The sequence below is a fragment of the Luteococcus peritonei genome (genome assembly GCF_039526385.1).
Taxonomy (GTDB): Bacteria; Actinomycetota; Actinomycetes; order Propionibacteriales; family Propionibacteriaceae; genus Luteococcus; species Luteococcus peritonei.
In genome coordinates, this window is sequence record NZ_BAAAIX010000025.1 from 1 (window position 1) to 18,983 (window position 18,983).

The 18,983-nt window shown below is 72.6% G+C and carries 14 protein-coding genes; 7 read left to right on the plus strand and 7 right to left on the minus strand.

Annotated features, from left to right (window positions below):
• Positions 1–84 precede the first annotated feature (84 nt).
• Both nudC and folP read left to right on the plus strand, forming a co-directional pair.
• Entirely contained in the window at positions 85–951 is an 867-nt protein-coding gene (nudC, locus tag ABD073_RS09645; protein ID WP_343874075.1) for an NAD(+) diphosphatase, read from the plus strand.
• Positions 948–1,847, plus strand: coding sequence for a dihydropteroate synthase (gene folP, locus ABD073_RS09650; RefSeq protein WP_343874077.1), 900 nt, complete (start codon positions 948–950; stop codon positions 1,845–1,847). The genes nudC and folP overlap by 4 nt, the downstream gene beginning before the upstream one ends.
• Before the next feature lie 10 nt (positions 1,848–1,857).
• Here the strand turns inward: folP and ABD073_RS09655 are convergent, their stop codons facing one another.
• From ABD073_RS09655 to ABD073_RS09670, 4 genes are all read right to left on the minus strand, one after another.
• On the minus strand, positions 1,858–2,442 hold the full coding sequence (locus ABD073_RS09655; RefSeq protein ID WP_343874078.1) for an alpha/beta fold hydrolase: 585 nt from the start codon (positions 2,440–2,442) through the stop codon (positions 1,858–1,860).
• Between the two features lie 103 nt (positions 2,443–2,545).
• Entirely contained in the window at positions 2,546–4,411 is a 1,866-nt protein-coding gene (gene recD / locus ABD073_RS09660; RefSeq protein WP_343874079.1) for an exodeoxyribonuclease V subunit alpha, read from the minus strand.
• Entirely contained in the window at positions 4,411–7,797 is a 3,387-nt protein-coding gene (locus tag ABD073_RS09665) for a UvrD-helicase domain-containing protein (RefSeq protein ID WP_343874081.1), read from the minus strand. Before ABD073_RS09665 ends, recD begins: the two co-directional genes overlap by 1 nt.
• Entirely contained in the window at positions 7,794–11,048 is a 3,255-nt protein-coding gene (locus ABD073_RS09670; protein WP_343874083.1) for an exodeoxyribonuclease V subunit gamma, read from the minus strand. The genes ABD073_RS09665 and ABD073_RS09670 overlap by 4 nt, the downstream gene beginning before the upstream one ends.
• A gap of 92 nt (positions 11,049–11,140) precedes the next feature.
• Between ABD073_RS09670 and ABD073_RS09675 the strand changes: the two genes are divergently transcribed.
• The 3 genes from ABD073_RS09675 (at position 11,141) to ABD073_RS09685 (ending at position 14,113) form a co-directional block, all read left to right on the plus strand.
• Entirely contained in the window at positions 11,141–13,297 is a 2,157-nt protein-coding gene (locus tag ABD073_RS09675) for an ATP-dependent DNA helicase UvrD2 (protein ID WP_343874085.1), read from the plus strand.
• A gap of 195 nt (positions 13,298–13,492) precedes the next feature.
• Positions 13,493–13,669 (plus strand): hypothetical protein, encoded by a 177-nt coding sequence (locus tag ABD073_RS09680; RefSeq protein WP_343874087.1) that lies wholly within the window; start codon positions 13,493–13,495, stop codon positions 13,667–13,669.
• Positions 13,670–13,762: 93 nt separating this feature from the next.
• A complete protein-coding gene (locus ABD073_RS09685; protein ID WP_343874089.1) occupies positions 13,763–14,113 on the plus strand; it encodes a WhiB family transcriptional regulator in 351 nt (116 codons plus the stop codon).
• 17 nt (positions 14,114–14,130) lie between these two features.
• Here the strand turns inward: ABD073_RS09685 and ABD073_RS09690 are convergent, their stop codons facing one another.
• Positions 14,131–15,060 (minus strand): Rossmann-fold NAD(P)-binding domain-containing protein, encoded by a 930-nt coding sequence (locus tag ABD073_RS09690; protein WP_343874091.1) that lies wholly within the window; start codon positions 15,058–15,060, stop codon positions 14,131–14,133.
• 186 nt (positions 15,061–15,246) lie between these two features.
• Entirely contained in the window at positions 15,247–15,414 is a 168-nt protein-coding gene (locus tag ABD073_RS09695) for a DUF5679 domain-containing protein (protein ID WP_343874092.1), read from the minus strand.
• 293 nt (positions 15,415–15,707) lie between these two features.
• Here ABD073_RS09695 and ABD073_RS09700 point away from each other — a divergent pair, with 293 nt between their 5' ends.
• Positions 15,708–16,307, plus strand: coding sequence for a M48 family metallopeptidase (locus tag ABD073_RS09700; protein WP_343874093.1), 600 nt, complete (start codon positions 15,708–15,710; stop codon positions 16,305–16,307).
• Between the two features lie 7 nt (positions 16,308–16,314).
• Here the strand turns inward: ABD073_RS09700 and ABD073_RS09705 are convergent, their stop codons facing one another.
• On the minus strand, positions 16,315–17,748 hold the full coding sequence (locus ABD073_RS09705; protein ID WP_343874095.1) for a zinc-dependent metalloprotease: 1,434 nt from the start codon (positions 17,746–17,748) through the stop codon (positions 16,315–16,317).
• 95 nt (positions 17,749–17,843) lie between these two features.
• Between ABD073_RS09705 and ABD073_RS09710 the strand changes: the two genes are divergently transcribed.
• On the plus strand, positions 17,844–18,962 hold the full coding sequence (locus ABD073_RS09710; protein ID WP_343874097.1) for a YlbL family protein: 1,119 nt from the start codon (positions 17,844–17,846) through the stop codon (positions 18,960–18,962).
• Positions 18,963–18,983: the final 21 nt, after the last annotated feature.

The window sequence follows — 18,983 nt, forward strand, 5'->3', positions numbered from 1 at the left end:
GAGGCCACAGCGCCCTCGGCGGGAAAGCTCCCATCACCCGAGTGTCATGAACCTGCCTGCGACCAACAACTAGGCTCGGGACCCATGAGTGAGGTGTGGAACCTGCACAGCAGGTTGGACCGGATGGGTCTGGCCCGGGTGGAGCCGCAGACCCTGGAGGCACTGTGGGCCGAGCCGGGTGCACTGCTCGTCGAGGTGGGCGAGGGCGGCCTGGTGGCCGACCCGCTCGGTCGTCCGGTCACCGGCAGCTACAACCCGCAGCGCGACGTCCTGCTCGGTCGCACCGACGGGCCTGACGGCCACGTCTGGTTCGCCCGTCGTGGCGAGCTCACCGAGGGACGCACCCTGCGCTCCACCGACTTCGACGCCGCCGACCTGGAGGTGGTGACCGCCGCCACCGCCGTGCTGGCCTGGCACGATGCGGCCCGCTTCTGCGAGCGGTGCGGCGCGGCCACGCAGATGTCGGCCGGAGGTTTCCAGCGCACCTGCACTGCCTGCGGTCGGCTGGCCTTCCCGCGCACCGACCCCGCCATGATCGTCGCCGTGCTCGACGAGCAGGACCGGCTGCTGCTGGCCCACCAGGCCAGCTGGCCCGAGGGGCGGGTCTCGATCCTGGCGGGCTTCCTGGAGGCAGGGGAGAGCGCCGAGCACGCGGTGGTGCGCGAGGTGCGCGAGGAGTCCGGCCTTGAGGTGAGCGCGGCCCACTTCCTGTCCAGCCAGCCGTGGCCCTATCCCCGCTCGTTGATGCTCGGCTACGTCGCCCGGGCGGCCGGCGAGGTGCGCGTCGACGGCGAGGAGCTGGCCTGGGCCACCTGGTACACGCCCGAGGACCTCGCCGCCGCGGAGGCCGGCGGCCTCACCCTGCCCGGTCTGGGCTCGATCGCCGGGCGCATCATCCAGGCCTGGCGACGCGGGGAACTGCCCCGTCCGGAGCTGGGCTCCGGCCTGTGAGGCCGGTGGTGGTGCCGCCGGCCGGTGCGCCGCTGGTGCTGCGCGGGCGCCGCTTCGACGCCTCCCGCCCCGCGGTGATGGCCGTGGTGAACCGCACCCCCGACTCCTTCTACGCCGCCGCCCGCCACGACCTGGCCGCGGCCCTGGAACGCCTGGAGGTGGTGCTGGCCGACGGCGCCGACATCGTCGACGTCGGTGGGGTGCGCGCCGGCCAGCAGGGCGAGTGGGTGGACGCCGAACAGGAGCTGGGCCGTGTGCGCCCCTTCCTCGAGGCAGCCCGAGATGCACACCCCGAGGCCTTGCTCAGTCTCGACACCTGGCGCAGCGAGGTGGCGCGTGGTTGCGAGGGCCTCGTGGACCTGGTGAACGACACCTGGGCGGGCCATGACCCGCAGCTGGTGGTGGAGGCGGCACGGCAGGGCTGCGGCTACGTGGTCTCCCACACCGGGGGACTGCCGCCGCGCACCGACCCGCAGGGCGTCAGCTATGGTCCCGGCTCCGACGACGTGGTGGCCGACGTGCTCGAGGGTCTGGCGGAGGGAGCCCGTCGCGCGGTGGCGGCCGGGGTGGCTCCCGAGGCGGTGCTGGTGGATGCCACGCTCGACTTCGGCAAGACCACCGTCCATTCGCTGCGCCTGGTGGCCGCCAGCGACCAGATCGTGGAGCTGGGCTTCCCTGTGCTGGCGGCGATCTCGCGCAAGGACTTCGTCGGCGAGACCTTGGACCTGCCGGTGGAGGAGCGCCTGGAGGGATCCTTGGCTGCCACGGCCGTGGCAGCCTGGCTCGGGGCCGGTGTCTTCCGCACCCACGACGTGCGCGCCACCCGACGCGTGCTGGACATGGTGGCCTCGATCCGCGGTGACCGGCCACCCGCTCGCGCCGAACGAGGGCTCTGAGCGGAACTCGTCAGGTGGGGGTGGGCTCTGCGCCCAGGCAGGAAGCGATCACCGCGGCGGTCGCCTGCGGCTCGGTGATGGGGAACAGGTGACCGCCCTCGACGAGCACGACCTCGGCGCCCAGCAGGTGGGCCAGGGCCAGTTGCTCCTGGTGGCGGCGATCCGCCGCTGAGCTCAGCACCCAGGTGTGGCGACGTGGCCCAAGAGGAACGTCAACAGCTCCCATCAGGCGCCCGGCCGCCTCGGACAGTGGCAGGGCGGGACCGGCAGGTGGGGTGACTCCCATGGCTGCGAAGGAGCGTCGCCGCAGCAGATCGGCCATCCCGTCGTCCGCGCCGGGGATCCGTGCGAGCGCCTGGAGCAGGCGTGCGGTGGCGCGGCGTGCGGGCCGTGGCCGACCAGGGTCGCTCGGCGCGAGCAGGACCAAGGGCCGGCCCGACGGGGTGGCCGACAGGGCGGCGAGCGCTCCATGGGAATGGGCGACGGCGACGGCGCTCCCGGACAAGGATGCGGCCAGTGCCTGCAGCAGGGGCTGGTAGTCCTGCTCCGTGAGCGGGAATCCCGGGTGGAGCTGGATCACATCGGGCGTCGGCATGGTCACAGGCTGGCACAGCCACTGCCGCCCAGCGGCCGATTCAGGGCAGGTCCGGCGGCCGGGTGTCGAGGTGTCACACCGCTGGGATGCCCGATGCCCACGCTCACCAGCCGCGGGACAGGCCGGAGGCCCGGGTGGCGGGGGTGTCGATGGCCTTGGCGACTGCTTCCGGGGTGCCCACCAGCCGTACCCCGAGCCGGGCACGCGTCACCGCGGTGTAGAGCAGCTCGCGGGTCAGCAGCGCCGACTCGGCCGGCGGCAGCACCACCGTGACGTGGGTGAACTGGCTGCCCTGCGCCTTGTGCACCGTCATGGCATGCAGGCTGGTGACCCCGTCCAGCAGGAAGGGGGAGAGCAGCCGTGACTGGCCCGGACTGCCGACGGCGGCCCGCAGCCCCTGCGCGGTGTCCACCACGACGCCCGAGTCGCCGTTCGACAGGTCCAGGTCGCGCAGGTTCTGGGTGATCAGCAGCGGTCGGCCCACGTACCACTCGCCCTGCGCCCGATCGGACTGCTGGCCGTAGCTGGCCACCTCGTCGCGCAGCAGATCCTCGGTCATCCGCCCCCAGCGCGAGACGCCCCAGCGGCCCTCTCGGTGGGCGCACAGGATCCGGTGCAGGTCCAGCGAGGCCAAGGCGTCGTCGACGCGGCCGCCGCGGGCCGCGGCGAAGACCCCCTTGCCCTGTTCCAGCACCTTCTCGCGCACCGCGCGCAGACTGGGATCGGCCAGGTCCAGCGAACCCGGATCCACCGCCACCAGCTCGACGAAGCCGTCCTGCTCGGACGCGGTCGGATCCGGGGGCGCAGACAGCAGCGCCAGGGCATCGTCGGCCCGGCCGGTTCGGATGGCTTCGGCGAGGGCCTCGATGGCCGGTCCGAAGCGCCAGGTGTGGGTGAGCTCGGTGACCGCACCGCGGTGCCGCGCCTCGGGCCGCGCGGAGGCAGCCACCAGGTCGGAGAGCACCGCACCGGCCTCCACCGAGGTGAGCTGGTTCGGATCGCCCACCATCACCAGCCGGGTCTCGGGACGCAGCGCCTCCAGCAGCCGCGCCATCAGGGGCAGCGCCACCATCGACATCTCGTCCACCACCACCACCTGGTGGGGCAGCGGGTTGGCCACGCCGCGCCCGAAACCACGTCCGGCGCCGCGGGCGTCCAGCAGCTTGTGCAGGGTGGAGGCCTGGCTGATCACCGGGCGCTCGACGCCAGGCGGGAGCTGTTCCAGAGCCTCCGTGACCGCCTGTTCCAGCCGGGCGGCCGCCTTGCCGGAGGGGGCGGCCAGGGCGATCCGCAGCCGCTGCCCGCTGGTGGCCTGCAGTACCGCCAGCAGTCGCGCCACCGTCGTGGTCTTGCCGGTGCCCGGACCGCCGGCCACCACGCTGTTCCAGTTCCTGGCGGCGCACTCGGCGCTCTGCCGCTGCAGGTCCGCCTCGCCCGGTGCCAACCCCGAGCCGTCGAACAGGGCATCCAGGACGGCGCCCAGCTCCGTCTCGTCCACCGGGGGCACCGGGTGGGCGGCTCGCTGGTCCAGCCGCGAGCGCACCACGGACTCCTCGGCCCAGTAGCGCTCCAGGTAGAGCAGGTCCTCGGCCAGCCGCAGCGGGTGCTCGTTCACCGGCGCCTCCAGGCCCTGGGCCACCATCGCACTGGCCTGCAGCGCCGCCATCCAGGCCGCCGGCTCGGGCCAGGCCAGGGCGTCGACGTCGGCCCCGGCCTCGGCGGCATCGAGCGCAGGATCACGCATCTCGGCCACGACGCGCTCCCGCACACCGTCCAGCTCCAGGCAGACCGAGCCGAGGCGCAGCGCCCGAACGGTCAGGGCCGCGGCCAGCAGCACCCGCTGGTCGTCCTCGCGGCAGAGCCGGCCCAGGGTCTGCGCGACGTGGACGTCCGGGGCGGCCAGCACCCCGGCCGCGTTGAAGTCGGCCAGCAGGCCGGTGGCGGAGACCACCGTGTCGATCGTCGCCATCATCGTCCTTCGAGCAGTCGGGAGACGTGGGCCACCAGGGCGGCCGACGGGTGCCAGGTGAAGACGCCGCAGGGCATGCCGTCCACCGTGGGGGTGTCGGCACCGGCCATGCCGCGCACGAACAGGTAGCCGGTGGCGCCCAGGTGCTGCTCCGGACGGTAGCCGGGCAGCCGCCAGCCCAGGAAACGATGCAGCGCCACGGCATAGAGCAGGGCCTGCAGCGGGTAGTGCGCCTCCACCATCGCGCGGCCCATCGCGGCCGGTGTGTAGTGCAGTGCCGAGAGCTCTTCGCCCTCGGCCACCGGGATCCGGTTGGTCTTGTAGTCCACCACGAGGAAGCGCTGGCCGCCACCATCGGGGATGCGCAGCACCGCGTCGATGGAGCCGGTGAGGAAGCCGCGCAGGGTCTTGTCGGCCACCGGGCTCTCGGCCAGGTGGCGGCCATAGGCGGCGGCGAAGTCGTCCCCGCCGGTCAGCGCACCGTCCTGCAGCGCCGCGGCGATGTCGCGCAGCCGGGCCGCCTCGCCGCCGGGGCCGCCCATCGGCAACTCGAAGTCGAGCTCGGCGAGCCGATCCTTGACCGGGATGTCGCACAACCGCAGGTCATCGGCCAGCGGCCCGAGCGGGGTGCGGAGCACCTCCGCGAGCCCCTGCACCAGCGCCTCGGCATCCAGTCCGTCGACGGGCAGCCGGGCCAGCAGATGATCCACCCGCGAGGCCAGGTCCTGTTCCAGGCTGGCCGAGGTGGGATCCACCGTCTCCAGAACGCCGTGCACCAGCGAGCCGAACTGGGTGCCGCCGGGCAGCGGACCCAGCGCGGACGCCAGCGAGCCGGCGGGCACCGCGGCGGGTGGGGTGGCGGCCTCGTCGTCCAGCTCCACCTCGTCCTGCTCCGGTGCCTCGGCGCTGGCCATCCGGACGCCGTGCACCTCGTGGGTGAGGCCCGAGTAGGAGGTGCGACGCCAGGTGGTGTCCACCTCACGGGTGAAGCTGCGCGCCACCAGTCCCGCGCTGCGCTGCGGCCGTGCCTCGCGACGCCGTGCTTCAGCGGGATCCACCAGCACCATCTCCACCAGCCGCCGGTCCAGCGGCACCCGCGGATCCTCGGGCAGCGGATAGGACAGGTCCAGCTCGACGCCGGGGCGGCGGGGGCCGTGGAGCAGCCGGTGCAGCGGCGAGGCTGCGGTGTTCTCGCGGGTGGGAGCCCACCACATCACCAGCCGCGACTTGGCACGGGTCATGGCCACGTAGAGCGTGCGCAGGCTCTCGGCCCGCTCGTGCACCCGGTAGTCCTCACGGCGCCGGGCCCAGGCGCCGTCGACGCCCACGTCGAGCACCCGACGGCCGTTGAGCTGTCCCACGATCGGGCGCGGGTCTCGCTCGGGGCGCTCCCACTCGTTGGCGGCCTCGGGCAGCAGCACCACCGGGAACTCGAGCCCTTTGGCGCCGTGGATCGTCATGATCTGCACGCAGGAGGCGTCGGTCTCCAGTCGTCGGGTGCGGTCGTCGTCGCGGCTGCCCTGGGCCTCGTTGACCCGGTCGGCCAGCCACTCGGCCAGCGCCATCGAGCCCAGCTGTCCGCGCTCCGCCGCCTCGTTGAGCAGTTGTGCGACGTGACGGACGTCGGTCATCAGCCGCTCCCCGTCCGGGCGGGCCAGCAGCCGCCGGTAGAGATTGGTCTGGTCGCACAGCGCCTCGAAGACGGCGGCCACGCCCTGCTCGTCGAGCACGCGCCCCAGCAGCTTGACCTGCACCGCCAGCTCCGGCAGCGAGCGACCCACGGGCAGCGGCTCCGCCTCGGGCGCCGTGGCCTGGTCGCGGCTGGCGGCGGCCAGCTCCTGCTCGCTCCAGCCGATCAGGCAGCCCAGGGCGGCACGCTTCATGGCGGGATTGGACGGCTCGGTCAGGGCGTGCAGCAGGTCCAGCCAGGCCATGGCCGCCTCGCTGGTCATCACGCTGGAGGCGCCCCCGAAGACGGCGCTCACACCGGCGGTGGCCAGGGCGTCGCGGATCTGCTCGCCGCGACGGTTGGCCCGCACCAGTACGGCGATGTCGCTGGGCTGCAGCCGGCGCCAGCCGTCCTCGCCGCCCTGGTCCACCTGCCAGCCGTCGGCCAGCAGGCCCACCACCTCGTTGACCAGGTCGGCGGTGATCGCGCGCTCGGCGCGCGTGGCCGACATCTCGCCGCGCGCCGGGCGACGGATGCAGCGCACCTGCACCGGCGCCACCTCGCGGGGGACCGGCGAGAAGGGCGGCTCGATCCTGGAACCCTTGTGCCGGGCCTGTACGTCGCGCACCACGATGCGCTGCGAACCCATGGCCGCCCCGGCGAAGACCTCGAGCACGCCGCGCACCACCGGCTCGTCGCTGCGGTGGTTCACGTCCAGCGTGTAGAGCGCATCGGCATGGGCCACCGCGTCCAGGTAGGCATTCACGTCGGCGCCGCGGAAGGCGTAGATGGCCTGCTTCGGGTCTCCGATGAGCACCACCGTCGAGCGCCCCACGAAGGCCCGGTGGACGATCTGCCACTGGGTGGGGTCGGTGTCCTGGAACTCGTCGATCAGCACCAGCGGGTAGCGCTCGGACAGGGTTCGGGCGGCCAGCTCGCCGGTGACCGGGTCGGTCAGTGCGTCGCGCAGTCGCGCCACCATGTCGTCGAAGGTGTAGATGCCGCCGCGGCGCTTGCGGGCCTCGAAGTCGGCGCGCACCTGCCGGGCGAAGTCCACCCGGGCGGCGCTCAGGCCGGGCACCTCCTCGGGCACCAGCGGCAGCTCCACCTCGCGCAGGGCCTGCAGCCCCACCTCGCGGAAGGCCTTCCAGCCGGCCTGCTTGGACGGTGGGACGTCTGAGGCGTCGGCCACCTCGCGCGCCAGGTAGGCGTCCTGGACCACCTGCTGCACCAGGTCGTCGACATTGTCAGCGAAGCGGACGGTCTGGTCGTGGTCCACCAGCAGTCCCAGCCCGGTGAGCATCCGCTGGCAGAACTCGTGGGTGGTGGCGATGGTGGCCGCATCGATCTCGGCCAGCGCGGCGTCGACCCGCTCCAGCCGCAGCGCCACCTCCTCGGGGGAGGCGGCCACCAGATGGGCGTCCACCCGGTCGGTCGGCATGCTGCCCTCGGCCAGGTGGGCGGCCAGGGCCGCGCGGGTCTCCCGCAGCCGGGTGTAGACCCGGTGCCGCAACTCGCTGGTGGCGGCCCGGGAGAAGGTGACCATCATGATCTCGTCCAGCCGGAAGTGCCCCTCGGCCAGGTAGCGCACCGCCAGGGCGGTGATGGCATAGGTCTTGCCGGTGCCGGCCGAGGCCTCCAGCACGCTGGTGCCGCTGGGCAGCGGTCCGAGCAGGTCGAAGGGGGAGGGGTCGGTGAGGACGGTGTGCTGGCTCATCGCAGGTTCCCCACGCTCAGCTGCTCACGGATCGGCGTGAACATCCAGTCGGACAGGTTCTCGAAGCGCGACCCACCGGGCAGGCCCGGGTCACCGGGCTGCGCCTCCAGCCGGCGCAGCGCGTCCAGGTCGTCGCCGACGAAGCGGGCCCAGTCGGCGTCGTGCTCGTGGCGGAAGTCGCGACGGGCCACCACCTCGGGGTCCTCGGGACGCCAGGGCTTGACCGGCGTGAGGCGCTGGAAGGCGGCCGCGGCCCGGATCGGCAGCGGGACCAGTTGCACCAGTCCGGCGGAGCGCAGCGAGGTCATCTCCGCCAGCAGCTGGGCCGAGCGTTCGGCAGGCGGCGCCAGCAGGGTGCACAGGGCGTCGCGACCCACGTGCACCGCGCGCCAGCCCACGGCCGGTGCGGGACGGGTGGCCGAGAGCAGCAGCAGGTTGAGCCAGGCGGTCATCAGCGTGGCCGCATTGGTGCGGGAGAAGGCGTGGCTGACCACGGTGCTCTCGTGCACCCGCACCCGGCCGGTGAGCAGCACCCGGTCCAGCGGCAGTTCGCAGTCGAGGTCCACGGCGGGGACACCGCGTTCGCGCAGGGTGGCGTTGACCACCCGGGTCACCTGCGGCATCAGCTTGTTCAGGGTGCGGGCCCCCAACTGGCCGGGCGGCAGTTCGCCGCGCAGTCGCTCGGCGGCCGCCACCTGCTGCGGGTCCAGCCCGTCCAGGGCGAGCCGCACCATCCGGTCGCCGATCGCCCACTCCTGCAGCGAGTCGGGCTCGATCGGCAGCTCGTCGGGCAGCTCGTCGTCCCAGCGACCCATGGTCACGCCCAGGCTGCGGCGCAGTAGCTCGCGCGCCGGATGCCGGTAGAAGTCCACCAGCTCACCCAGGTCCACCTCGGTGGCCACCGGGGGCTGTCCCAGCGGAACCTGCCACAGCGGCGGTGGCGGCTCGACGGGGTGCTGGGCCAGCAGGTCACGGGCCTGGGCTCCGGCCAGGGCGGCGCGGTCGAAGCTGAAGGGCGGCTCGTCGGGGGCCGCATTGAAGTTGGCGGCGGACTGCGGCTGCAGGCTGTGCGTGGCGACCATCGGGCGTCCGTGGCGTTCGCAGGCGTCCACCAGGTCGATCACCGGCATCGGGCGGGGGACCGGCTCGTTGGTGCGAGCGGTGCGGCCCTGGTGGACCACGACGAAGGTCTCGGAGGCGGCCATCAGCGCGTCCAGCAGCAGTTCGCGCGAGCGGGCTCGCGGGTCGAGCTCGGGGTCGTGTTCGCCCAGTCGGGAGAGGTCGTCGCCGTCCTGCGCGGGGCGGACGGGGAAGCGCTGGTCGTCCAGGCCGAGCACCGCCACCACCCGGTGGCGCACGTCGGCCAGGTCGTCGAGACCGCAGACCAGCAGCGAGCCGTTGCCGAAGTTCGGCCGCCCCCGGCCGGTGCGCAGCAGCCGGTCGAACAGGGCCTGCAGGTCGCCCAGCCCCAGCGCGGCGGTGCGGTCCACGGTCAGGTCGGCCAGGTCCGCCAGCTCGCCGCGGGCGGTGCTGAGCTGCCAGGCGTCGTCCATGTCGGTGGCCACCAGCAGGTCGAGCGCCTCGTGCAGCCGGCTGATCCACTCCTGCACCGGCGCGGGGGTGCGCCAGGTGGCCACCACCTTGCGAACCCGTGAGACGACCTCGGCCAGGCTGCCGGCCGCCATCACGTCGGAGCTCTCCACCTGGTCCACGGGCAGGGCGGTGCCCAGCCAGCGCAAGGGCTGGGTGCCCATGGCGATGCCCACGCAGATCCGCTCGACGCCGGCCAGCCAGGTGGACTGGCGCACCTGGGACAGCCCGAATTCGCCGCGGTGGCGCACGTCCAGGCCCCAGCGCACGTCGGCGGCGGCCACCAGCCGGGTGATCCGGTCCAGGTCGTCGGGGCCGAGGTCGAAGCGGATGGCCACCGGGGTGGCGGTGCACAGGTCCACCAGGTCCTGGGCGGTGGCGCGGTCTCCGGCCAGGTGCAGCAGGCGTCGCAGCACCTCCAGCACCTGGTTGGGCTGCTCCAGCGATGCGTCGGCCAGCTGGACCCGCAGCCGGTGGCCCGGGTGCAGGTCCTCGCCGACCACCTGCTCGTCGAGGCAGAAGGTGGCGCGCACCAGCGGGGCATAGGTGTCCAGGTCGGTGCAGGCCACGACCACGTCACGAGGCTCCAGGCTCTCGTCGGCCTGCATCAGGCCCAGCAGCACCTCGCGCAGCACCTCCACCTGCCGGTCCGGGCCGTGCGAGGCGTGCACCTGCACGCTGGCATCGGGTACATCGCCGACGGGGGCGGCGGGCAGCCCCAGCACCTCGGCCTGCACCGCTCCCAGCAGGCTGGTGCTCGGGGCCACGGGGGCCAGCCGGCGCACGCTGTCGGCGGCCTGCTCCCAGCGCTGTACGCCGGTTCGACGCGCGGCGCCCCAGCGCCGGGCCAGAGGAGCGGCTTCATCGTGGGTGAGCTGCCACAGGCGCACCGGCATCCGTACGGACAGCGCGGTCACCAGCTCGCGGTCCAGGGGTTCACAGGGCGTCGGATCGACCAGACGGAGAATGCCGTCCTCGCTGAGCAGAGGCGCCGAAGAGTCCTGGCGCAGTGCCTCCAACAGGGTCTGGTGACGGGCGACGGGATCAGGGACGTCGAGCCGGTCGCGGACCAGGTTCCAGATCCGGGCCTGCCAGAGCCGCTGCTCACCCAGCGGGGACCCGTCCGGACAGACCAGCTCACCGCGGCTCCAGGCCACCAGCAGTTCCGGGCAGGTGGTGACATAGCGGCGCAGCAGCCGGGCGATCCGCTCGGCGGTGGCCAGGCGTCGGCCGGGGCGCAGGTTCGCATCGCCCAGGTGGTGGGCCACCGGCAGGAACCAGGGCTGGTCGCCGACCTCCTCCATCACGTCCAGCACGGCCAGCGCCAGGCCGCGGCTGCGCCACGGGTCGGTGCCGGGGTCGATGCCCAGCAGGTCCTGTTCCAGCCGGCGTCGTGCCTGCCGCAGGCTGGTGAACTCGACGCCGGCACAGATGCCCGCCGACGACGGCTGGCCGGCGGCGAGACGCTGCGACAGGGCGCGGCGGACCGCCGGGGCGCCGCACAGCACCAGCACCGTCGCGAAGGGGTCCTCCAGCGGCGAGGACAGGTCCCGGCAGAGGTCGTCGGCCAGCGACTCCCAGTCCGGGCACAGCACCAGCTCCAGCCCGGCGCAGGCCACGGCAGGGGCGGGGGCGAGGGAGGTGGGGGTCGTGCTGCTCATCGTGCTCCCACCCTAGGTGGCGTCGCCGACAGAATCGGTGCGCGGCTCGCGCCGGTCCGGAACTGTCGGCGCGCGGCGTTAGGGTGGCGGGCGTGTCCAGTCCCATCCGTGCCTCCGGTCCGTCCGGCCCTGTCGATCCGCAGGCCGTGCTCGAGGCGCTCGACGCGGAACAGCGCCAGGTGGCCACGACCTTCGGCAACCCGGTGGCGGTGATCGCCGGTGCCGGCACCGGCAAGACCCGGGCCATCACGCACCGGATCGCCTACGGCGCCCTCACCGGCGCGCTGGACCCGGCCGGGGTGCTGGCCGTCACCTTCACCACCCGCGCCGCCGGGGAGATGCGCGCCCGGCTCAAGCAACTCGGGGTGCCGCACGTGCAGGCGCGCACCTTCCATGCCGCGGCGCTGCGGCAGATCAAGTACTTCTGGCCCCGCGCCTACGGCGTCGAGCTGCCCGAGGTGAGCGAGAAGCGCATGGGTCTGGTGGCCGAGGCTGCCTCGCGAGCCGGTCTCCGGGTGGACACCGGGCTGTTGCGCGACCTGGTGGGCGAGATCAGCTGGGCGAAGGTCTCCAATGTCACCGCGGGCGAGTATCCCGCGATCGCGCGCGCCACCAATCGCACCCTGGCGGGTGCCGATCCGGAGACGGTGGCCAAGGTCTTCACGGGCTACGAGGCGGCCAAGCGGGCCCGGGGACAGATCGACTTCGATGACATCCTGCTGTGCACCGCAGCGCTGCTCAGCGAGCACGAGCAGGTGGCCGCCGAGGTGCGCGGCCAGTACCGCCACTTCGTCGTGGACGAGTACCAGGACGTCTCGCCGCTGCAGCAGAGCGTGCTCAACCTGTGGCTGGGGGAGCGCCGTGACCTGTGCGTGGTGGGAGACCCGCACCAGTCCATCCACGCCTTCGCCGGGGCCCGGGCCGACTTCCTCACCGGCTTCGCCGCCACCCACCCCGAGACCACCGTGGTCCGCCTGGTGCGCGACTACCGCTCCACGCCGCAGGTGGTGGACCTGGCCAACAAGGTGATGGCGCCGCGCCGTGGCCGAGGCGGCCCGCCTCAGCTGGGAAGCCTGTCCGGGGTGAACCTGGTGGCCCAGCAGCCACCCGGCCCGGAGGTGGAGTTCGGTTCCCATCCCGAGGAGTCCGACGAGGCGCGGGCGATCGCGCTGTGGCTCATGCAGCAGCACGAGTCCGGTGTGGACTGGCGCGAGATGGCGGTGCTCTTCCGGATCAATGCCCAGTCGCCGGCGCTCGAGGCCGCCCTGTCCGAGCGCAAGATCCCCTACCTGGTGCGCGGCAGCGAGAAGTTCTACGACCGCCCCGAGATCAAGCAGTCGCTGCTGGCCCTGCGCCAGGCAGCACGCGCCGAGCCGGAGGGCCCCGGCCTGCCGCTGCTCAAGGACGCCCTGGCCTCGGTCGGGTGGTCGGCGGATGCCCCCGAGGGCTCCGGCTCGGTGCGTGAGCGCTGGGAATCCCTCAACGCCCTGGTGGACCTGGCCCACGACATCGCGGTGGACCAGCCAGAGTTCGGGCTGGTGGAGCTGGTCGACGCCCTGCACGAGCGCGCCGCGCTGCAGCAGGCCCCGATCAGCCAGGGCGTCACGCTGTCCACCCTGCACTCCTCGAAGGGCCTGGAGTGGGAGGCGGTCTGCCTGTTCGGCATGCAGGAGGGCACCCTGCCCTTCGTGCTGTCCACCACGCCGGAGCAGCTCGACGAGGAGAAGCGGCTGCTCTACGTGGGCATCACCCGAGCCCGGCGGCTGCTGCGGATCTCCTGGAGCCGTTCGCGCTCCGGCGGCCGTGGCAACCGCGGCCCCTCGCGCTTCCTCGACGGGCTCACCCCCGCGGCGCTGGCCCAGGCAGCGGAGCAGGCGAAGGCGCCGAAGCGGCGCAGCACCCGCAGCGCCCAGAGCCAGACCTGCCGGATCTGCGGGCACTCGCTCGGCACCGGTGCGGAGCGCAAGCTGGGCCGTCACATGGGCTGCCCGTCGGACTACGACGAGGACCTGCTGGCGCGGCTCAAGGCCTGGCGCAAGCAGACCGCGGAGGCGGCGTCGATGCCTGCCTTCGTGATCTTCACCGACGCGACGCTGATCGCGATCGCGGAGCAGACCCCCTCCGACGAGCAGGAGCTGCTGAAGATCGGCGGCGTGGGCCGGGCCAAGCTGGAGCGCTACGGCGAGCAACTGCTGGCCGTGGTGGCGGGGGAGGACCCCTCGGGCATGGGTTCGCTCTTCGCCGACTGAGCGGTTGATCGCCTGGTCACCTGACCGATGGTGTGCCGAGAACACCTGCGATGAGCTCGGACGCCATCCGGCCGGACCGGTGAAAGTCCTAGTCAAAAATAGGTTGTGGGAATTTTCTCGCGGCCCGTAGAGTGTTCCACGTACTGCTCCGGAGCCCCGGGGTGGATCTGGACCGATGAGAGGAGGGTGGAAGACATGGAGATCAACATTCTGGTCGTCACTGGCAGCGCCGTCCGCGGCAATGCGTACGCCTCCCTCGCCACCCTCGCCGATGCCTCCGCATTCGGCAACCCGGGTGGAGTCGCGCGCCACGCCCGGCCCACCAAGCCTCGCATCCAGAACACCACCCTCCCCGCAGGACCGCTGGCCTGAGTCATCGCACTCAGTCGGCCGTGAGCCTCGGGGAACCCGAGACCACGGCCCTTTTTTCTGGGCCCCACCAGCGGCTTCCAGGAGAGCACCACCATGTACCCCACCCTCACGATGGCCCCCGAGCTGATGCCGGGGGAGGCGATGACCGCCATCGATGCCGAGGCCTTCGTCGAACTCGTGACGCAGGCGGCCTGCATCGAGGCGGACCCCACGATCTTCTTCAGCGACGACATGTCGGTCGTCGCCCGCGCCAAGCAGGTCTGCGCCGACTGCCCGGTGCGCCAGCAGTGCCTGGCCGGGGCGCTGGAACGCCGTGAGCCCCACGGCGTCTGGGGCGGCGAGCTGTTCGAGGCCGGCGCAGTGATCGAGCGCAAGCGGCCCCGTGGCCGTCCGCGCAAGCACCCGCTGCCGGTCGACGCCCCGGAGGTGGAACGTGCAGCCTGAGCCTGTGCCCGGCGGCCTCATGGCCGTCGGGCACAGGAGCATCCGGGATGCTGCGAGAATCGCACATCGCGCACTGTCGGCCGCTCCAGGTCGTGCAGCTCGCAGCGGCCGTGCAGCCGCTCCCCGTGGGTCAGGTCCCGCCCTGCCCATCCCAGTTCCAGCGCAGCGCGAGTGGCCACCACCTGCCCGATGGTGGGGTGGGGTCGTGCCGTGACCTGGCACAGCTGGGCGAGGACCAGGCCCCAGGCCGGGTCCTGCTCGGCCCGCGCCAGGTCATGGCACTGCAGGCAGGGGGTCCGGCCGGGCAGCACCAGCGGACCGATCCGGCCGGTGTCCTGGTGGGCGCCGAGCACCAGGTGACCCAGCCCGTGCTCCACCAGCTCGCCCAGCAGCAGCCGGTCGGGCTCCAGGGTGCCGGCAGCGACGACCACGATGTCGGTGCCCAGTTCGGCCAGCTCCCGCACCCCATGGGCGATGCCCACACGCAGCCCGTGACGGGGCCGCAAGGAGCGAGCCAGGGCGGCCGAGCCGGTGAGCTGCCGGGTACCGGGCCAGACCAGAGGGTCAGGGCTGCGCTCGTCGAGGCAGGTGATGCTGCGCACTCCGGAGCGCACCAGGCTGGTGGCGACGCTGCGCGCCAGCACCCCCGAGCCCACCAGCCCCACCCGCAGGCTCTGTGGCACCGCCTCCGGGCGACCCTCCACCGCCAGCCCGGCCCGGTGCATCAGCTGGAGCAGGGAGCCGAGCTGCTCTCGCCCAGTGGCGTCCAGCCCACGGGCGAGCTGTTCGGCCCGGCACCAGCCGTCGGCCTCGGCCAGGCGCCGCTCCAGCGCCTGGTCGGGCGCCAACTCGGCCCAGCACTGCTCGTCGAGCCACCAGCGCACGGTGCCGGCCAGTTCGATGCGGGTGGCTCGCAGACGGGTGCGGCCGTGGAGGATGTCCTGCATGGCCCCAGCCTTGCGCCGTCGTGCGGGGCCGGGCCAGCAGGGACAACACCACGACGACACCGGTGCCGCCGAAGACAACACCCGGGGATCCGGGGCCGCGGCAGTGCTCCGGACATGCAGCAGGGGCGGGGCCCGAAGGACCCGCCCCTGCGATGTCTGTGCGTCAGAAGACGACTGACAGAACCGTCACTTGGCCTTGCCGAGGATGCGGTTCAGGTTGGTGCCGCACTCGGGGCACTTGGCCTTGGCCATGCGGGTGCCCTTGTCGTTCACGACGACGTTGCCCGAAGCCTCACGCTTCGCCTTGCACTTCACGCAGTAGAACTCACCGCTGTAGGTCTCTTCGTTCGCCACGACTTTCCTCCTGATTGATGGTGTCCGGCCGGCAGCCAGTTGAGGGGCGGCCACCGGGCTCTCGGCAACTGTAGCCATGCCCGACAAGCAAAGGGGGCCCAATCGGCCCGGCGCGCCGTGCAGAACATGACATTCGGCAGATTTCGACGCATGAGAGAGGCCCTCGGCGATCAAGATCGCCTGCCTTCCCCTGCATGCGATCGACCGGCCGAGGGCCTTGAGGAAAAGCTACTGGCTGGCCCCGACCGCGTCAAGAGCAGTCGTTGTCAGGGCTGCGTGCCACAGTGGTGGCCATGAGCAGCAGCACTCCGGTGGAGATCGAGGTGGACGGGGTCAGGGTGGTGGCCCGCACCAGTGCCCGGCGTCGCAAGACCATCCAGGCCCGTCGTGAACGGAACGTGGTGGTGGTGCACCTGCCGGAGCGGATGGCGGTGGCCGATCAGCGCCGCTGGCTCGAGACCATGGGTCGACGGGTGCTGGCCCGTGAGCAGCGCTCCCGGGCACCGCGGGCCGACCAGATGCTGCAGCGTGCCGAGAAGCTGGCCGCCGCCCACCTGGACCGCGCCGCCGGCCGGCCGCTGCGCCCCACCGAGGTGAAGTGGGTGACCAACCAGAACCGGCGCTGGGCCTCCTGCTCCACCGAGACCGGCGTGATCCGGCTCTCGCACCGCCTGCAGCCCTTCCCCGACTGGGTGGTGGACTATGTGCTGGTGCACGAACTCGCGCACCTGGCCCACCGGCACCACGACGCCGCCTTCCACGCCCTGGTGGCCCACTACCCGCTGGCCGACAAGGCGGAGGGCTTCCTGCAGGGTTGGGTGCACGGCCGCCAGGAGACGGCACCAGGCCCCGCGGACATGCCGCAGGGCCTGGAGGGGGACGATCTGGACTGAGGCCGGCTCAGACGGGCTGGGGACCCGGGTCGTCACCGCGCGGGCCACCGTCCGGCTCCTCGGGGCCGGGGGAGTCGTCGCCCTCGGCGGGGGAGTCGGTGCGTCCGGACTCCTCGGCCAGCAGCTTGGCCAGCTCGGCGTCGAGGTCGTCGACGGGCTGCGCGGTGCTCTCGCCGGAGACATAGCCCAGCGGGTCGTCCAGGTCGGAGGCGGTGGGGATCAGGTCCGGGTGGTTCCACACGGCGTCGCGCCCGCCGACCCCCCGGTCCGCGGTGAGCGCGGCCCACAGGTTGGCGGCATCGCGCACCCGACGGGGGCTGACGTCGAGGCCCACCAGCGACTTGAAGACGTCCTGGCCGGGGCCGCCGGCGGCGCGTCGGCGACGCACGGTTTCGGCGAGCAACGAGGAGTTCGGCATCCAGCGGCCGGCCGCTTGGGCCACCACCTCGTCCACCCAGCCCTCCACGAGCGCCAGCATGTTCTCCAGCCGGCCCAGGATCTCCACCTGCTCGGCGGTCTGGGTGGGCTCGAAGAGCTTGCCCTGCAGGTTCTCGCTGATCTCGGCCATCTTCTCGGGGGTCATCTGGCCCATGTCGTCGATGTCGATGGCACTCTCCAGGGCGGAGGCGTCGATGGTGATCTCGCGGGCGTAGTGCTCCACCAGGGCCAGCATCTGCGGTGCCAGCCAGCCGACGTGGTGGAACAGGCGCTGACGCGCCGACTCGCGCAGTGCGAGGTAGAGGGCGATGTCCTGCCCGCCCACCTCCAGGCCTTCGGAGAAGGCTGCGACATTGGTGGGCAGCAGGGCGACGCGCGGGGTGCGCAGCATCTGGAAGCCCAGCTCGGAGCCGGTGACCACCTGGCTGGAGACCTTGGCGATGGCCTGGGCGAGCTGCATCGAGTACATGGCGCCGGCCGCCTGGCGCAGCATTGGCTGCATCATGGCGCCGAAGGCACCCAGTTCGGGCGGCAGCTGCGGACCGGCCTGCCCGCCCATCATCTCGCCCATGGCGGAGGCAATGGAGGTGACGATCGGCTCGGTGACCTGCTGCCAGGCCGGCATCGTCTCCTCGATCCACTCGGCCCGGCTCCACGCCACGGCCTGGGCGGGCACGGGGCCGAAGTCGCAGGCCTCGTCGAGCCAGAGATTCGCGAGCCGCTCGGCATCGGCCACCTCACGCTGCTGGGCGGGGGTGCAGGAGGGATCCGGACCCAGCGTGGCGGCCACCTGGCGGGCGGCATTGCGGGTCTGCTCCCAGTTCACGCCGGAGCCGCTGGCGGGCGCCGTGCTGAAGGCGGCCATCTGCTGCTGCAGCTGGCCCATCAGGGCGTTCAGGTCCACCTGGCCGTCAGGGCCCAGGTTGATGCCGAGCTGGCGCATCATCTGCGTCAGCGGGTCCTCGGGCTGCTCGTCACGGGGATCGCGGGGCGTCTCGCTCATGGCTCCATTGAACCTCACCGGGCAAGGGCAGCGCCCCGGTCTGCGGACCGTACCGGGCAACCGGCCGCTTCGCCTGCCGTTGTAGGGTGTCGGCCATGGAGAGTCCGGGCTTGTCGCTGCGGCGTGGCGCGGTGCGCCCGCGGGCCGGCGCCAGCCGCCTGGGCCCGGTGACCCCGCAGACCTGGACCGCGATCGTCTCCGCGGCCTGCTTCGTGGTGCTGGCGGTGCTGCTGGCCGTGGTGCGCGTGCCCTTCGTCGCCTGGCGTCCGGGCACCACCATCGACCTGCTGGGCAACAATTCCCAGGGCCGCCCGGCGCTCGAGGTGGAGGGCATCAAGACCTATCCGGTGCAGGGAGAGCTGCGGATGACCACCGTCTCGGTGACCCGTGTGAACTCCCATCTCAGCCTGCCGGAGGCGCTGTGGGCCTACTGGATGCCCAACCGCGACGTGCTGGTGCGTGACTCGGTCTACGCCCCCAACAAGAGCGCCCAGCAGGTGGAGTCGGACCAGGTGGCCATGATGGACACCTCCCGCAAGGACGCCGAGGTGGCCGCCCTGCGCGCCGCCGGCCAGCCGGTGCAGGTGATGCCGCAGATCCGCTCGGTGGGGGTGGCGGGACCGTCGTTCAACAAGCTGCAGCCCGGTGACCTGATCGAGCGGGTTGACCAGACCGAGGTGCGCCAGCCCGCCGACGTGGCCGCCATCGTCGCCAAGCACGCCGTGGGGGACCCGGTGGTGCTCTCCGTGCTGCGCGACGGGAAGTCCAGCGATGTCACCGTGACCACCGTCTCCTCCAACAAGGACAAGAAGAAGCCCGTGATCGGGATCGTCAGCCAGGAGGGCTACCTCTACAGCCCCCGGGTGACCTACGGCATCGACCCGCAGGTGGTGGGTCCGAGCGCCGGGCTGGTCTTCAGCCTGGCGATCTACGACCGGATCACCGAGGCGCAGCTGGTGGCGGGCCGCAAGGTGGCGGGCACCGGAACCATCTCCGCCGACGGCACCGTGGGCGGCATCGGCGGCATCCAGGAGAAGATCGCCGGGGCCGAGGACGCCGGCAGCCAGATCTTCCTGGTGCCTGCCCCCAACTGCATCGACATCGAGGGTGTCAGCACCGACATGACGCTGGTCAAGGTCACGACCCTGGCCGACGCGGTCTCCTCCCTGAAGGCGCTGCGCGAGGACCCGAAGGCCCAGGTACCCGGCTGCTGAGCAGCCCGCAGGACCAGCCGG

Bases quoted from the DNA above. Each gene is read 5' to 3' on its own strand.
- ABD073_RS09705 (WP_343874095.1), bottom strand. From the start codon at position 17,748: ATGAGCGAGACGCCCCGCGATCCCCGTGACGAGCAGCCCGAGGACCCG.
- nudC (WP_343874075.1), top strand. From the start codon at position 85: ATGAGTGAGGTGTGGAACCTGCACAGCAGGTTGGACCGGATGGGTCTG.
- ABD073_RS09665 (WP_343874081.1), bottom strand. From the start codon at position 7,797: ATGAGCCAGCACACCGTCCTCACCGACCCCTCCCCCTTCGACCTGCTC.
- ABD073_RS09680 (WP_343874087.1), top strand. From the start codon at position 13,493: ATGGAGATCAACATTCTGGTCGTCACTGGCAGCGCCGTCCGCGGCAAT.
- ABD073_RS09700 (WP_343874093.1), top strand. From the start codon at position 15,708: ATGAGCAGCAGCACTCCGGTGGAGATCGAGGTGGACGGGGTCAGGGTG.
- ABD073_RS09685 (WP_343874089.1), top strand. From the start codon at position 13,763: ATGTACCCCACCCTCACGATGGCCCCCGAGCTGATGCCGGGGGAGGCG.
- ABD073_RS09655 (WP_343874078.1), bottom strand. From the start codon at position 2,442: ATGCCGACGCCCGATGTGATCCAGCTCCACCCGGGATTCCCGCTCACG.
- ABD073_RS09670 (WP_343874083.1), bottom strand. From the start codon at position 11,048: ATGAGCAGCACGACCCCCACCTCCCTCGCCCCCGCCCCTGCCGTGGCC.
- ABD073_RS09710 (WP_343874097.1), top strand. From the start codon at position 17,844: ATGGAGAGTCCGGGCTTGTCGCTGCGGCGTGGCGCGGTGCGCCCGCGG.
- recD (WP_343874079.1), bottom strand. From the start codon at position 4,411: ATGGCGACGATCGACACGGTGGTCTCCGCCACCGGCCTGCTGGCCGAC.
- ABD073_RS09690 (WP_343874091.1), bottom strand. From the start codon at position 15,060: ATGCAGGACATCCTCCACGGCCGCACCCGTCTGCGAGCCACCCGCATC.